Genomic DNA, 13,821 nt, shown 5'->3' with positions numbered 1-13,821 from the left:
TCGGTGCCGCGTCGCCGGGCGATCCCGGCCGGTCCGAGGCCGGCCACCGTGATTGCTGATTCCCCGGTCCTGACGGTCGACCCGGCTTTATGCTGCGGCGAGCAGCTGGAAGGACGATGGATGAGCCGTGATGAGCAGTTGACGTCGATGCGGGCGGTCGCGTTCGACGAGTTCGGCGGGCCCGAGGTGCTCACGGCCCGCACACTGCCGATCCCGCAGGTCGCCGACGACGAGATCCTGCTCAAGGTATGGACCGCCGGAGTCGGGGTGTGGGACGTCATGGAACGCCAGGGCCAACTGGTGCCCGAGGGCGCCACCTTCCCCATCGTTCCGGGCTCCGACGCGGCCGGCTCGGTCACCGCCGTCGGCGCCACCGTCGACGACCTCTCGGTGGGCGACGTCGTCTACGCGTACGCGTTCTCCCGGCCCAAGGGTGGCTGCTACGCCGAATACGCCGCGGTGAAGGCCGACTACGTGACGCGGGTGCCGGAGAACGTGCCGATCGAGCATGCGGGGGCGATGCCGACGGACGCGCTGACCGCGTTGGCCGGACTGGACGCACTCGAGCTGCCGGCCGGATCCACGGTGCTCGTCTTCGGCGCCAGCGGCGGTCAGGGGCATCTGGCGGTTCAGCTGGCCAAGAGGCTCGGGCTGCGGGTCGTGGCGATCGCCTCCGGCGACGAAGGCGTTCGCCTGGTGTCCCGGCTCGGCGCCGATGTCGTCCTCGACGGGCACGACGCCGCCACGCCGACACGGGCGGGTGAGGCCGTGCCCGGCGGTGTCGACGGGCTGTTGGCGATGGCCAATGGCCCGATGTTGGCGCGCCTGGTTGACCTGCTGAAGCCCGACGGCACGCTCGCCTACCCGCACGGGGTGCAGCCGGAGCCCACCGCACCGGCGGGGCGCGGCGCGCGTGCCTACGACGGCACCACCGGGCCCGACCAGCTGCGCCGGCTCAACCATCTGATCGAGTCGGGACCGTTCGAGATCCACGTCGCCGAGACCTTTCCCCTCGCCGAGGCGGCCCAGGCGCACCGCCGCCTGCAGGCGCCCTACCTGGGCAAGATTCTGCTACGGGTCCGCTGATCCGCACGGACCCGACTCGGCGCTCCGACGTCTTGACCGGTCGACATCGGCGCGGGACGGTCGGGATCGCCTGCCGATCGCCGGCTGGCCCCGGACCGCCGACAGCGCTAGCTGACCGCTCTCGTGCGGTTGCCGGTCACCATGTCGCCTGGCCCATCCTGCCCGCCCCCGAGATGGACGATCCACCCCGGGCCAGAATCATCCGAAACGGGTGATGTGGCAGGCTGGGCGTCGCTCTACGGTCAGGGTTATGGCAGCTGCCGCGCGTCCGACACCCGCTGATCCCACACCCGGTGTACGTGCCTCGCAGGAGAGCGGTGACCAACGGGCCATGCCGCCCGAACTGGGACCCGACTCCATCGCCGTGCTCAGCGGGCCGACGTTCATGTACTCCGACTCGGTCGGGGACGTGCCGGCCGGCAGCATCGGCGGCCTGGTACACCTCGACACGCGGTTGCTCAGCGGGTGGCTGCTGACCGTCAACGGTGGGCGCCTCCTGGTGCTGCGTTCGCAGACGCTCCAGCACTACTCGGCGCAGTTCGTCCTGACTAACCCCGACCTGCCCGGTCTACCCACGGACAGCATCGGACTGCGTCGCCTGCGTTACATCGGCGACGGCTTCCACGAGCGGATCGAGCTGGTCTCGTTCCGTACCGAGCCGGTCGGGATCGAGATCCGGCTGGCGGTGGAAGCCGACTTCGCCGACCTGTTCGAGGTCAAGTCCGGGGTGCGGGACCGTTCGGCCCGGATCGACCGCCGGCGGAACGTGGGCGGGGCGGCGCTGGTGTTCGCGTACGCCAACGGCGATTTCACCGCCGAGACGTCGGTGCTGACGTCGATCCCGCCCGACCGGGTCGAGGGCGACGACCTGATCTGGCAGCTCGACCTGGCGCCCCGTCAGCGCTGGCAGCTCGACCTCCACGTGCCCCTGCCGCCCGGTCTCGGCGTGGTCGAGCCGGTTCGCGGCGACATCGCCGAGGTGATTCACGGCCGGGTCGACGACCCGCTACGCCGGTGGGTGGACAACCGGGCGCTGGTACGCAGCGACAACCCGATGCTCGAACGAGTGCTCGGCCGGTCCCGGGAGGATCTCGGGGCGCTGCGGTTGGACATGGAGATCAAGGGTCAGCAGGTCATGCTTCCCGGCGCCGGGCTGCCCTGGTTCCTCACCGTCTTCGGCCGCGACACGCTGATCACCGCCTACCAGACGCTGGTGGCCGGGCCGGCGCTCGCGCGCGGTGCGCTGCTGGCTCTCGCCCGGCTGCAGGGCACCCGTTGTGACGAATTCACCGACGAGGAACCGGGCAAGATCCTGCACGAGTTTCGCAGCGGCGAGCTGACGCGGACCGGCGTGAAACCATACAACCCGAACTACGGCACGGCGGACGCCACCCAGTTGTGGTTGATCCTGCTCTCCGAGTACTGGCGGTGGACCCGCGACGACGACACGGTGCGGCACCTGCGCGACAACGCACTGGCCGCGCTGCGATGGATCGACTCGTACGGCGACCGGGACGGCGACGGATACGTCGAGTACGGCACCCGCTCCCCGGAGGCTTGGGAAACCAGTGCTGGCGAGACTCACCGGACGGCGTGTGCTTCTCCGACGGCAAGATCCCGTTCCTGCCGATCGCCACGTGCGACCTGCAGGGCTACACGTACGACGCCAAGATGCGGTTGGCGGAGCTGGCGGACGGACCGCTGGACGATCCGACCCTCGCCGTGCGGCTACGCGCAGATGCCGCCGCACTGTTCGAACGGTTCAACCGCGACTTCTGGATCGAGGAACGCGGCGGCTACTACGCGGTGGGCCTCGACGGGGACAAGAACCGGATCAACTCGAAGACCTCGAACATGGGTCACCTGCTGTGGAGCGGCATCGTCCCGGCGGATCGGGCCGAACAGGTGGTGCGGCAGCTGATGTCGCCAGACATGTTCTCCGGTTGGGGCGTCCGCACCCTGTCCCGGGAGGAACGCCGCTACAACGCGCTGGGCTACCACCTGGGCACCGTCTGGCCGCACGACAACTCGATCGCCGCGCTCGGTATGGCCCGATACGGCTTCCGGAACGAGGTCAACCGGATCAGCCTTGCCATGTTCGAGGCGGCCGAGCAGTTCGGCCACCGGCTGCCGGAGGCACTCAGCGGCTACGCACGGGACCTGATGCTGTTTCCCGTGCCCTATCCCACCGCTTGCAGCCCACAGGCGTGGGCGAGCGGAGCACCGCTGGCCCTGCTGCGGGCGATGCTCGATCTCCACCCGGTCGACGGCAGGCTGACCCTCGATCCGGACATACCGGGGGAGTTCGGCCGGATGACCGCGGAGCGGGTCCGAGCCTTCGGGCGCTGCTGGACGATCGAGGCGGTGGGACGCACCGGTTACATCCGGTTGGAGGATGTCTAGACCATCTGGTGAGCCCCGCTGCCGAGATGGACGTCGCGGGGGCGTGGCCCGGCGAGCAGTCGACCTCACCCTCTTGACAGCGAGACCCGTCTATTCTTTGCTGTCCGGAACGAAGAATTCGGGCGCTGGATCTCCTCGGCGCCGGGACGGTGAGGAGTGGAAATGGGAATGGGAATGGATCTTCGACGCAGAGTGCGTGGCGCGGTTCGTCGAGGCGGGGCGGTGGCCTCGGTAACCGTTCTGATGACCGTCGGCACGGTGCAGGTGACCACTGGTCCGGCTCAGGCGGCCGGCGTGCGGACGAGCGTGGTGAACGCCGCCAAGGCATACCTGGGCACGCCCTACAAGCTGGCGTACGGGTGGACGTGCGGGACCGCCAGGGTTGACTGCGAGTGCCTCAACCGCCACGCCATCTGGGACGGCACGAAGGCCGCCACCGGTCGGGGACTACAGCTGAACTACTGGCTGCAGGGGCAGATCAATCAGGGGCGGCGCACCAACAACCCCAGGCCCGGGGACCTGATCTTCTGGGACACGGACCCGCACGACGGGATCCGTTACGGAGGCGACTTGGACCACACCGGGGTGTACGTCGGCAACAACCGCGCCATCGACGCCAACGCCTACTACGGCTACGTCAAGTACGACACCATCACCCTCGGCGGCACCGAACCCGACCCGATCTTCGTGGACGTGCTGACGCCCAACGGCTACTGAGCGGACGTAGGGCCGGCCGGCGAGCGCGGTGGGCCGCCGGCCGGCCCGCACCAGACCCAGGTCCCTCGGCAGTTCCACCGGACGTCAGCCGCTGCCGGCGGTGTCGCAACGGCCGGCCGATCACCTCCGGGCCGCCGTGAAGCCGAGGACCGCGGCGACGCGAGCCGGCGCGCCACGGCACGGCGGTGACCGCGTTGGTAGCGTGAGCGGGCGGCCCGGCAGCCCACCGTCACCGGAGAGACAGATGGCCCGCCCCAAGGATCAGGACCACCAGCGCGCCCACGTCACCGCGGCGGCCCGCCGCGCGATCGTCAAGCATGGCCTGGCCCGCGTGCGGATCCGGGACATCGCCGATGCGGCGGGCATGTCTCCCGGCACCGTCACCTACTACTACCGGCACCTCGACGACCTGTTCCAGCAGGTCTTCGAAGACGCCGCCGACCGGTTCCACCGCCAACGAGCGCACGCGGTGGAGCAACACATCGACCACGCCAGGAAGCTGGCGGCCGCGATCGACGCCGGCTTGCCTCATGGTGCCGACGACGAACTGTGCTGCCTGCTCTACGAGTTCTCCCCACGCGCGCGCCGCCGCCCCGACCACGCCGCCCTACGCCGCAGTCTCTACGACCGGCAGGCCCAACTGTACGAGGATCTCCTCGACGCCGGCAGCGACCAGGGCGCCTTCACTCTCGCTCTACCCGCTGCGGAAGCCGCCCGCAACCTCGTCGCACTGGAGGATGCCTATGGCTACCACATCATCGCCCGCACCTCCGTCACCTCCGAGCAGGCCCGCGCCTACCTGCTCAGATACGCCAGCCACACGACCGGCATCGACCTGACCAGCGTCACGGCGGCGAAGTACGACTCCCCCGCAACGGGAACGGTCACGTGACGCGCCACAGCGCCATTCCGCAGGTCGAGCGGAGCCCGGTCCGAGGTGGGACCAGCATCCCTCCGGCCGGAGGAGCCGCGTTCGCCGGTTCCCGAACACGTGTACGGTGATCGCGACATCGTCCGCACCGCCGGCGCTCCTCAGCAGTTTCACCCGCCACTGCTCGGCCACGCCGGCCGGACGGTCGGCATGGCACTGACATGGCCACACAGAGCCGAGGAGCGAAGGCCATCCTCCAGAGCGAGGTCGTTGCATGACCTTCGAAGCTGTCATGGAGCAGCAGGCGCTGCGTCTGGCCGACCTGGCTCGACGGGTCTCGGAGGTGGACCAGTGGATCGAGGTGCTTCTGGACTGGATCGAGGCAGCCGCACAGGACGTGTCGCTGGCGACCGTCACCGACGAGCGAGCGAGGTGACGTGGCGGTTCCGCACGTCACCGCCGGGCCGGCGGGCCTGCCTGCCGGTGTCGGCGGCTGGCCGGGGCACGGACACGCTACTCGGGCGTCGGCAGCGTAGGGGTGACCTTGGGCTTGGAGAGCAGCTCGACGATGGCAGCCCCGGCCTGGGCGGCCGTCGGGTTCGCGCGCAGGGCCTGCGCCTGCCCGGTGATCTGATCGTACTTGCCGCGGCCGGCGCGGGCGCCGAGCACATAGCCGACCGCCAGGCCGGCGGCGAACCTCGTGACCTTCATCGTGTTCCTCTCTGACCCTTGGCCGAAGATGGTGCTGCTCTCGCAGGCGCGAAGTCGTCTGCCGTTACCGCACGTCGATGCGGCGACCCGGGTGCCCGGTCAGCCCGGCCAGTATCCGGTGACCCGGTGCACGGCGACGGCTCCAGCCCGGTCGACGGTGGCCTTCACCGCCGCGAAGATGGCGCCCTGGATCGCGGAGGCGATGACGATCTCGCCCCACCCACGGTCTTGGTCGGTGGCGTGTGGTGCGTCCTGTTCGCCCTCGATGAGCTTCCACACCTGCTTGAACAACAGCCCCGACACCAGTCCGGCCCCGACGCCGAGCAGGAGGCCGACCGGTCGGTACGCGACCTTCGCCGCGAGGTGACTCACGCCCGCCGCCGCCGGACCAGAAGAGCCACCAGCACCGCCAGCACCGCCGCCGCGCCGACCACCGCCAGCGGCACCGCCCCGGCTGCCCCCTCGATGCGACCTGCCGCCGTCGTGACCTTCTCCCGAGCCTGCGCGGCGGCGTCCTCGACGCCGGCCTTGGCGCGGGCCTTGACGTCGGTCTTCGCCGCCAGTGCCTCCACGGTGTCACCGAGAGCGGCGCGCGTCTGCGCGATCTCTGCCCGCAACTGCTGCGGATCCGTCGGTGTGCTCTCACTCATGACGATCGTCCCTCCCGAACCGCGGTCTTCACCGCGTCCACGTCCGCCGTAATCCCGGAAGCCGCCTCCTGCGGCACCAGCGGCGTCGCCGCGCGCAACCGCCGACGGCCGAGCAGCGCCATCACCGCGGCCACGGCGAGCACGACCACCAGGACGACCAGGACCGCAAGCCACAGCGGCCAGACCAGGTCCAGCACCACCACCGCGAGCGCCAGCAGCAGTCCCAACCCGTACAGGCTCAGGACCGCGGCGCCACCGAACAGTCCGCCGCCGGCTCCGGCCCGCCGGCCCTTCGCGACCATCTCCGCCTTGGCCAGCGCCAGTTCGTCACGCATCAGCGTGCTCACCTGCTCGGCGGCCCGGGTGACCAGTTCCGACGTCGACATCGCCTCCGGCGTACCGGAGTGCTGCTCCTGTGCACGGGTGGTTGCGTCTGGCGACACCGGGGCCTCCTCGTCTGGCTGCACTCGTGATGCCCCCAGCGGTCGCGGTGCAAACGCCAGGATCGCTGCCCCCGAGTCGGGACGCGCGCCGTCGTCGGCGGCGTCTCGCTGCGGCGAGGGTGGCCGCTCACCCGGTCGCGCCGCACTCGTCGTCACCTCGTCGGAGCGTTCGCCTTCGGCTGCGGTCCGTGGAGGCAGGACGGGATCGTCGGCGGGCTGACCGGCCTGCAGTGCCCTGCCACGCTGCACCTCGGCGTTGATCTCGACACCGAACAGGACAGCCCCGTTGACGAGGTAGAGCCAGCCCAGGAACGCGATCACCCCGCCGAGCGTGCCGTAGGTCTTGTCGTAGGAGCTGAAGTTGGCCACGTACAAGCCGAAGCCGAAGGACACGATCGCCACCGCGAGCAGGGTGACGATGCCGCCCACGGTCAGCCACCGAAACCGCGGCGGCTGTACGTTCGGCGCGAGCCAACCCAACATCGCCAGCATCACCATGGCGGTCAGCACCAGGGCCGGCCACTTGAGCACGGACCACAGAGTGCGGGCGGTCTCGCCGATGTCCAGGGCGTCGCCGACGGCTCGGGTGACCGGACCGCTCACGATGAGGATCACCACGACGACGGCCATGAGCAGCAGCGACACCGCGGTGATGAGCAGTTGCAGCGGGCGCAACTTCCAGAAGGGCCGCCCCTCCCGCACCCCGTGGATCACGTTGGACGCCCGGGTGTAACCGCCGACGTAGCCCGACGCCGACCACAGCGCGCCCAGCAACCCGAAACCCAGCAGCGCCCCCGCGCCACCCTGGCTCGACACCACCTCCTGGATCAGGTCGCGCAACTGCTGGTCCACCACCGCCCCGGCCCCCAGATCGCGGAGCAGATCGACGATCGTGTCGACGGTGCGGTCACCCTCGGAGACCAGATTGACCAGGGCGACGACGACGATCGCGGACGGAAAGACCGCCAGCACCGCGTAGTAGGTCAGACCTGCCGCCAGGTCCGTACAACTGTTCTTCATGAACCCCTGCGCCGCGCGCCGGAACACTCCGCGCCACGCCGCCGCGCGCATCTGCCGCAGCCGCTGCGGCACCTGACCACTGCCAGCGGTCACGCTGTGGGCCGCTGATCCGTTCCTCGCCACTCTGCCCTCCTTCACGCGGACAGGACGCGACATGTCCTCGCCGGTACCCCGCCGAGACGATCCGGTAACAGGAGCGGCCCGTTCGGACCGGATCGCCGGCCGGCGACGTCGTCGACCAGCCTAGACACTCCCCTGCTCGATGGCTGAGAAGCGGCGCTCACCTGACCCGGGTCAGGTGGCATGGCCTGCTCGATCCACGCCGGGGGCGCCCGAACGTGCGGTGACGGCGCGGTCGGGACGCGGGCAGTGCCCGGTTCGCCGACGCCAGAATGATCGACTACGGTACGGATGCGGTGGAGCGGGGTAGGTGTTCGCTATGGACTCGGTGCGGATGCCCTTCGGAGGCAGCGCTGACAGCGCGCCGGTCCGCCAGGCTGCCCGGAAGATCCTTGCCGACTGGGACGCCGCGCATGTCGCCGACGACGCGCTCGCCGTCATCACAGAACTGATGCACAACGTCATCAGGCACACCGACGACGGCGGGAAGCTCGAGCTGACACGTCAGGCGGACGCGATCCTCGTCGAGGTATTCGACAACTCCACCCGGCAACCCCGACGTCTCGGGCCGGACCCGCATCGGATCGGCGGGCGGGGCCTACTGATCGTGGAGGCCATGGCGCGCGAGTGGGGCGCGCACACCATCGACGAGGGCCGGCCCGGCAAAGTGGTGTGGGCGGAAATCCCCCTCGACCGGCCCGCCTGATCTCCTCGGCCGGGCAGGGGTGCTACGCGACGCCCCCATGACGGATTCAGCCCACCTGACCCTGGGTACTTTAGAGGAGCAGGAACGACGCTCGTCAGGACCGGAGGTCGCTGTGCAGCCGTTCACCCCCTGGACGTGGCGCGAGAGCTTCCTCGACGCTGCCCGCGGCACCGAGGAATCGGACGCGGGCCGCTCGGCCGGCAGCCCGCACGCCGACATGGTGGGCTACTGGGTGGAGGCCACCGACGGACAGATCGGCTCGGTCGACCGGGCAAGCTACGACGTCGGCGACGCCCTGCTCGTCGTGGATACCGGTCCGTGGATCTTCGGTCGCAAAGTGCTTCTGCCCGCGGGCACCGTCGCTTACGCCGACCACGACGCACGCACCCTGTTCGTCGACCGCACCAAGGAGCAGGTCAAGAACTCCCCTCGGTACAACGAGGCGGACTTCGACACCGCAGGGTTCCGTCAGCGTGTCGGGGACTACTACGCCCGCACGTACACCGCTTCACTGGACGATGACGAGCACGATCGACCCTGACCACGGCGGCGGGGTGCAGACAGCGAATCGGTGAGGGCTGACTCACGACGTGTAGACGTACCTCGCGCCTGTCACTTCGGCGCCGCTACCACGCACGCGGCTGCCAGAGCTTCGACCGTGAGGATCATCCGCCGCGAAGGAGAGCCCCTGCCGCCCGAAGCGGCAGGGGACCTCTCTTCCTCGCGATCGAGCACGGGGATCGCTGCCACTCGAACCCGATCGGATCTACCTTCCTGATGCCCCGCCAGTCCCGTCGCCAATCATCGACCTCGACTGCGAGTCCGCGTCGGGCGTCTGACTTTCCCTTCGTCTCGTTCCCGGACCGGCCCTCGACCGGCGCCGGGCGAACGTCGTCGGGCGGCGCGGCCACATCGACGCCAGCGGCATATCCGACGGCGTGAGCGAAGGTGATAATGGCTGGGATCCACCGGACGAGCGGATCACGCATCACGCTGACGTCAGCATCCATGTCGCAGCCGGGGAGAAGGGGATCTGCCGTGCTCAGTGACGCCGACCGGCCGGTGGCGCCGTCCACCGCCGCACCGTCGACGGTCGGGCGTCCGGCGTCATCGTCCGCAGCGGTAGATCTCGCGGTCCTGCTCATCGAGGATGATCCCGGCGATGCGCTGCTCACCCGGGAACTGCTGGCGGACAGTGGCCTGGGCACCCGGTTCGCGCAGGCCAGCAGCCTGACCGAGGCCGCAGCTACCACCTCGACGCCGGACTGCGTACTGCTTGACCTGCACCTGCCCGACAGCCGCGGGTTGGCGGCGCTCAGGCAGGTGCTGCACCGATGGCCGGACGCGGCCGTGGTGGTGCTCACTGGCCTGGCCGACGCCGCCACGGCCACGGCGGCCGTCGCCGCCGGCGCCCAGGACTACCTGATCAAGGGCCAGATCGACGGGACGCTTCTCGGGCGCACCGTCGAGTACGCCGTTCAGCGCCGCCGGGTGGTCGTGACCCAGCGGCAGTTGCGGGACAGCCGAATGCAGGCCAGCGAGAACCTCCGGCTGCAGCGGGGCCTGCTCCCGACGCCGTTGATCACCGATCCCACGTTGGCGGTCACCAGCAGATACGTACCGGGGCGAGGACGATCGCTGCTCGGCGGTGACTTCTTCGACCTGGTGCAGGACAGGGACCACACGATCCATGCCGTCATCGGCGACGTCTGCGGCAACGGCCCGGACGAGGCCGCGATCGGCGTCGGCCTCCGCGTCGGATGGCGCACCCTGACCCTGGCCGGAGTGGACAAGACCTCCCGGATGCGGCTGCTGGAACAGGTGCTGGTGGCCGAACGACCACGCGAGGCGATGTTCGCCACCGCGTGCACCATCCGCGTCACCCCGGACCGCTCGACGGTGGTCGTCGTCAGCGCCGGCCATCCCGCCCCCCTGGTGATCACACCCGACGGCGCCCACCCCGCGCCGATCCGTCACCACCTCGGGTTGGGCATGTTCCCCGGACGGGGCCGCTGGCAGGAGTCCGTCGTCACTCTTCCGAAAGACGCGGGACTGCTGCTCTACACCGACGGAGCCTACGAAGGGTTCGCCGAGGACGGGACCCGGCTCGGCGAGCAACGATTCGTCGACCTCGCCGGCAGGTTGAGTGTCACCACCGATCCCGGCGACTTCCTCACCGCTCTCCTCACCGAGATCAGGCGCGGCGACGACGGCCGACACAACGACGACACCGCCCTGCTCCACCTGACCTGGCCTGCGAAAGCGACGGAGGATGAGGCCTGACCGTGTCGCCTGCTCCGCCGCGTCGGCCGCCGCCTGCGGCGAGGACAGGCGCCGCGGCTGCTCACCTCAGGCCTCCTCCTGCCGGTCCCCCTCGTGCTCGCGCTGGGCTCAGTTCGACGGCACGTCTCTTCCGTACCTCCGATCGGGAACGGAATTGGGCGTCCGACGACGCGGTATCCAGCCCAGAAACCGTGCGTGCAGGTATCGGGTCGGTTCCGCGGGTAGATCGGTCAGGGCCCGCGCGTAGCAGGCGCCGAGGTACTGGAAGACGGCTCCGGGAGCGCGGCGGTGCTCGTCCCTCAGGCGATCGCGACCGGCTCGGCACGGCCAGGGTTGGGCGCAGTCGCCGCAGTACCAGTCGGGCACGACCGGAAAATGCCGCCACCCCGCAGACATCGGCGCCGCGGTTCGGCGCAGGCGGCGCATCAGCCGATCACCGACGAAGAAGTCGATCCTGAGTTCCCGTGTCGCGTCAGACTCCCGATGCGGCATGTTCACATCCGTGGTCCCTCCTGGAGGGGTGCGCCCCGCATCCGAGACGGTAACTCCTGTCAACGGGACGGACTGACGGAAAGCGCTGATCGGCGAATCGGACGGGCCGGTGCCCCGGCCTGAGCATCGGGAGTGAACCGCAGGCCAGGACCGCAATGGGAATGTCACAGTACGCAATCTGCGGAAAACGACAGAGGGCGGCTCGTCCGGCCGGTCCGCCGTGGCGATCCGTGCGCAGGGCACGGCACCGCACCGGAGCGCGGGCACCGCGGAGACATTCTGGATTCGTCACGATGGCAGGACGGTGCGGTGCCCGAGACCGCGTCCATGAGGTTCGGGCCTGACGATGTCCCATCGAACTCGGACACCCCGCGGGTGTTCGGTACGTTACGTCACGTGGTGTCCGACGCGAGCGATCCGACCGCAGTTCCCCGGGCGCGTCAGCGGGACCACGTGAGCGACGCGTGGATGCTCGCGGAGGCTGAGACCGCTCGACGGCGGACCCCCGAACCGGGCGCGGTCCGGGTGCTCCTGTTACCGCACCGGTTCGACCCGGTCGATCGGTCGCCGGCCGTGGTGTGGTTCGCGCCGGGACGCCCGGCGATGACCGAGGCCCTGAACGGACACGTGTACGAGGCGCAGGTCGAGGCCGCGATCGTGCTCGGGCTCGCCCGGTGGGGGCACGCGGCGTCGCCACCGCCGGCACCCGGATGGTACGCGCGCCCGCACGCCATGGGCCTCGCGCTGCACGACCCGACGGGACTGCCCTTCGCCGGCGGCCTGATCGAGGTGCCGGTCGGCTGGACCACGACGGCCCTGGTCTCGGGCGTGATCGCGGCCTATGGTGTGCCGGCCGGGCTCCTACCCCCGACGGGCGACGGCCGCAGGATCGCACCGCTCATGACCGCAGCCCGCCGACTCGGCCTCATCGCCGCGGGTCGCGTGCCGCTGCGATGGTGAGCCCGCGTGGTAAGGCCCGCCCCGGAAGCGCGCCGGTGGCGCCCCACCACATCCTCCCCGCTCCGTCGTCCGTGTCGAGAGCTCAGGTAGCCGTCGTCCCGGCGTCGGCCGCCGCACGGACGATCCGGTTCGCCTCGGGCGGTGGACAACCGGTCGCCCGAAGGACGTCGCTGGCGGCCGTCCGCAGGTCGGCGACGAGGCCGTCGCCGTACGTGCGCAGGCCGCCGCTCCGAGCCGCTGCGGCCAACTCGACCGCCTGTCGGGCCATGTCCCGGCTGTGCGCGTGGCCGCTTCCGCGGTGACTCTCCCGCCGTAGCTGGTCGATGGCATCGGCGAGGCGGGCGATCCCCCGGGGCAACGACGAGGGCATCAGCTCGCGATACTGCAGCGCGTTCGCCGCCCAGCGGGACATGCCACGCGCGTCAACGACCAGGCGCTCCAGGTGCTGGGCGATGTCCGCGTACCGGTGGAACTGCTGCCGGCGGCGCCAACGGACCGGTGCGAGCGTTACCACCTCGTCGGCGCCGGCCAGCGCCTCGTGCATCCGACCGAGGTCGTCGTCGAGGTTGCGGAGATCCTCGAGCACCCGTACGGCGGCTTCGGCGTCCCGGTCGACCAGAGCGCGCGCAACCCGGTTCAGCTGACCGGACAACGAGTAGAAGATCGGCTTGGTGGCCTTGTCCAGGATGCGCAGCGGGTTGACCGGCAGCAGCAGGGTGACGACGGCGATGCCCACGACCGCACCGACGAGGGCATCCAAGATCCGCGGGAGCTCGAGCCCGCGTTCCATCGGTGCGAGCGTGGCGATCAGCACTGCCGTGCCGCCGGCCTGACCGACGAGGGCGCTCCCCCGGCCGGAGAGCAGCAGAGCCGCGGAGATCGCCAGAGCGACCATCACCCCGGTCTGCCACGGGCCCGACCCGAGCAGGAACCGCAACCCGTCGCCGACGGCGATCCCGAGCCCGACGCCGGCCAGCAACTCGACGGTACGCCGCGCGCGTTGCCCGATGGCCGTCGCGATGGTGCCGACGGCCGCAGACGGCGCGAACACGTGCGCCCCCGGGCCGAGCAGGTGGTCGGCGAGAACGGCGGCGAGGGCAGCCGCCAGACCGGCTTGGACCGAGATCACCAGGATGACCTCCGTCTGACGGAGGCGGACTCGGCCGGCGGCCTGACCGCGCCGCCGCGCGCTCACGACGTCCCGCTCACCGTGTTCGGCCGCCGCGCGCCACGCCGCGTCGGCGGCACGCCCGATCCGCCGGTCGTCAGCCACACGAGTCCTTACCCGTCATCAGGTGCCCGAATCCCGCTTCGGGGGCGTGCGGACCGCGCGGCGAGGTCCCGGTACTGCGCCCGCCG

The 13,821-nt window shown here is 70.4% G+C and carries 15 protein-coding genes; 10 read left to right on the top strand and 5 right to left on the bottom strand.

The genetic code is table 11. The features are described from left to right. Nucleotides 1-120: 120 nt before the first annotated feature. The 6 genes from O7618_RS05905 (at nt 121) to O7618_RS05880 (ending at nt 5,513) form a co-directional block, all read left to right on the top strand. A complete protein-coding gene (locus O7618_RS05905; protein WP_278104943.1) occupies nt 121-1,086 on the top strand; it encodes an NADP-dependent oxidoreductase in 966 nt (321 codons plus the stop codon). Between the two features lie 331 nt (nt 1,087-1,417). Beyond that, complete coding sequence (locus tag O7618_RS05900) at nt 1,418-3,007, top strand: glycogen debranching N-terminal domain-containing protein (RefSeq protein WP_278104942.1); 1,590 nt, start codon at nt 1,418-1,420, stop codon at nt 3,005-3,007. Continuing rightward, nucleotides 2,941-3,489 carry a hypothetical protein gene (locus O7618_RS05895; RefSeq protein ID WP_278104941.1) on the top strand — a complete coding sequence of 183 codons (549 nt, stop codon included), beginning with the start codon at nt 2,941-2,943 and terminating at the stop codon, nt 3,487-3,489. The genes O7618_RS05900 and O7618_RS05895 overlap by 67 nt, the downstream gene beginning before the upstream one ends. Before the next feature lie 243 nt (nt 3,490-3,732). Next, nucleotides 3,733-4,206, top strand: coding sequence for an NlpC/P60 family protein (locus O7618_RS05890; protein ID WP_216935654.1), 474 nt, complete (start codon nt 3,733-3,735; stop codon nt 4,204-4,206). Nucleotides 4,207-4,450: 244 nt separating this feature from the next. Then, the gene (locus O7618_RS05885; protein WP_216935656.1) at nt 4,451-5,098 is read left to right on the top strand and encodes a TetR family transcriptional regulator; all 648 of its coding nucleotides are present in this window, start codon (nt 4,451-4,453) and stop codon (nt 5,096-5,098) included. A 253-nt stretch (nt 5,099-5,351) separates the two neighbouring features. Continuing rightward, on the top strand, nt 5,352-5,513 hold the full coding sequence (locus O7618_RS05880) for a hypothetical protein (RefSeq protein WP_278104940.1): 162 nt from the start codon (nt 5,352-5,354) through the stop codon (nt 5,511-5,513). A 77-nt stretch (nt 5,514-5,590) separates the two neighbouring features. Here O7618_RS05880 and O7618_RS05875 read toward each other — a convergent pair whose 3' ends face one another. The 4 genes from O7618_RS05875 to O7618_RS32175 all read right to left on the bottom strand — a co-directional run bounded on the left by O7618_RS05875 (nt 5,591) and on the right by O7618_RS32175 (nt 8,024). Next, on the bottom strand, nt 5,591-5,788 hold the full coding sequence (locus O7618_RS05875) for a hypothetical protein (RefSeq protein ID WP_278104939.1): 198 nt from the start codon (nt 5,786-5,788) through the stop codon (nt 5,591-5,593). A 99-nt stretch (nt 5,789-5,887) separates the two neighbouring features. Beyond that, complete coding sequence (locus O7618_RS05870) at nt 5,888-6,160, bottom strand: DUF4235 domain-containing protein (protein WP_278104938.1); 273 nt, start codon at nt 6,158-6,160, stop codon at nt 5,888-5,890. Further along, nucleotides 6,157-6,438: a DUF3618 domain-containing protein gene (locus tag O7618_RS05865; protein ID WP_278104937.1), complete on the bottom strand. Its 282-nt coding sequence runs from the start codon at nt 6,436-6,438 to the stop codon at nt 6,157-6,159. Before O7618_RS05865 ends, O7618_RS05870 begins: the two co-directional genes overlap by 4 nt. Beyond that, the gene (locus O7618_RS32175; protein WP_347405363.1) at nt 6,435-8,024 is read right to left on the bottom strand and encodes a YihY/virulence factor BrkB family protein; all 1,590 of its coding nucleotides are present in this window, start codon (nt 8,022-8,024) and stop codon (nt 6,435-6,437) included. Before O7618_RS32175 ends, O7618_RS05865 begins: the two co-directional genes overlap by 4 nt. Nucleotides 8,025-8,340: 316 nt before the next feature. Between O7618_RS32175 and O7618_RS05850 the strand changes: the two genes are divergently transcribed. The 4 genes from O7618_RS05850 (at nt 8,341) to O7618_RS05835 (ending at nt 12,462) form a co-directional block, all read left to right on the top strand. Further along, the gene (locus O7618_RS05850; RefSeq protein WP_278104936.1) at nt 8,341-8,727 is read left to right on the top strand and encodes an ATP-binding protein; all 387 of its coding nucleotides are present in this window, start codon (nt 8,341-8,343) and stop codon (nt 8,725-8,727) included. 112 nt (nt 8,728-8,839) lie between these two features. Beyond that, nucleotides 8,840-9,268 (top strand): PRC-barrel domain containing protein, encoded by a 429-nt coding sequence (locus tag O7618_RS05845; protein ID WP_278104935.1) that lies wholly within the window; start codon nt 8,840-8,842, stop codon nt 9,266-9,268. Nucleotides 9,269-9,765: 497 nt separating this feature from the next. After that, nucleotides 9,766-11,010 (top strand): SpoIIE family protein phosphatase, encoded by a 1,245-nt coding sequence (locus O7618_RS05840; RefSeq protein WP_278104934.1) that lies wholly within the window; start codon nt 9,766-9,768, stop codon nt 11,008-11,010. Between the two features lie 1,095 nt (nt 11,011-12,105). Further along, nucleotides 12,106-12,462: a hypothetical protein gene (locus O7618_RS05835; protein WP_278104933.1), complete on the top strand. Its 357-nt coding sequence runs from the start codon at nt 12,106-12,108 to the stop codon at nt 12,460-12,462. A gap of 82 nt (nt 12,463-12,544) precedes the next feature. On the opposite strand, the gene O7618_RS05830 is transcribed toward O7618_RS05835, so the two are convergent. Continuing rightward, nucleotides 12,545-13,735 (bottom strand): FUSC family protein, encoded by a 1,191-nt coding sequence (locus tag O7618_RS05830; protein ID WP_278104932.1) that lies wholly within the window; start codon nt 13,733-13,735, stop codon nt 12,545-12,547. Between the last annotated feature and the right edge of the window lie 86 nt (nt 13,736-13,821).

This window comes from Micromonospora sp. WMMD980 (genome assembly GCF_029626035.1).
In the GTDB taxonomy this organism is placed as follows: domain Bacteria; phylum Actinomycetota; class Actinomycetes; order Mycobacteriales; family Micromonosporaceae; genus Micromonospora.
Note: the sequence above shows the minus strand (reverse complement) of the source record. Positions and strands in the feature narration are given on the sequence as shown.

Coding starts and splice junctions, on each gene's coding strand:
- O7618_RS05905 (WP_278104943.1), top strand. CDS start 121: ATGAGCCGTGATGAGCAGTTGACGTCGATGCGGGCGGTCGCGTTCGAC.
- O7618_RS05900 (WP_278104942.1), top strand. CDS start 1,418: ATGCCGCCCGAACTGGGACCCGACTCCATCGCCGTGCTCAGCGGGCCG.
- O7618_RS05895 (WP_278104941.1), top strand. CDS start 2,941: ATGGGTCACCTGCTGTGGAGCGGCATCGTCCCGGCGGATCGGGCCGAA.
- O7618_RS05890 (WP_216935654.1), top strand. CDS start 3,733: ATGACCGTCGGCACGGTGCAGGTGACCACTGGTCCGGCTCAGGCGGCC.
- O7618_RS05885 (WP_216935656.1), top strand. CDS start 4,451: ATGGCCCGCCCCAAGGATCAGGACCACCAGCGCGCCCACGTCACCGCG.
- O7618_RS05880 (WP_278104940.1), top strand. CDS start 5,352: ATGACCTTCGAAGCTGTCATGGAGCAGCAGGCGCTGCGTCTGGCCGAC.
- O7618_RS05875 (WP_278104939.1), bottom strand. CDS start 5,788: ATGAAGGTCACGAGGTTCGCCGCCGGCCTGGCGGTCGGCTATGTGCTC.
- O7618_RS05865 (WP_278104937.1), bottom strand. CDS start 6,438: ATGAGTGAGAGCACACCGACGGATCCGCAGCAGTTGCGGGCAGAGATC.
- O7618_RS05850 (WP_278104936.1), top strand. CDS start 8,341: ATGGACTCGGTGCGGATGCCCTTCGGAGGCAGCGCTGACAGCGCGCCG.
- O7618_RS05835 (WP_278104933.1), top strand. CDS start 12,106: ATGACCGAGGCCCTGAACGGACACGTGTACGAGGCGCAGGTCGAGGCC.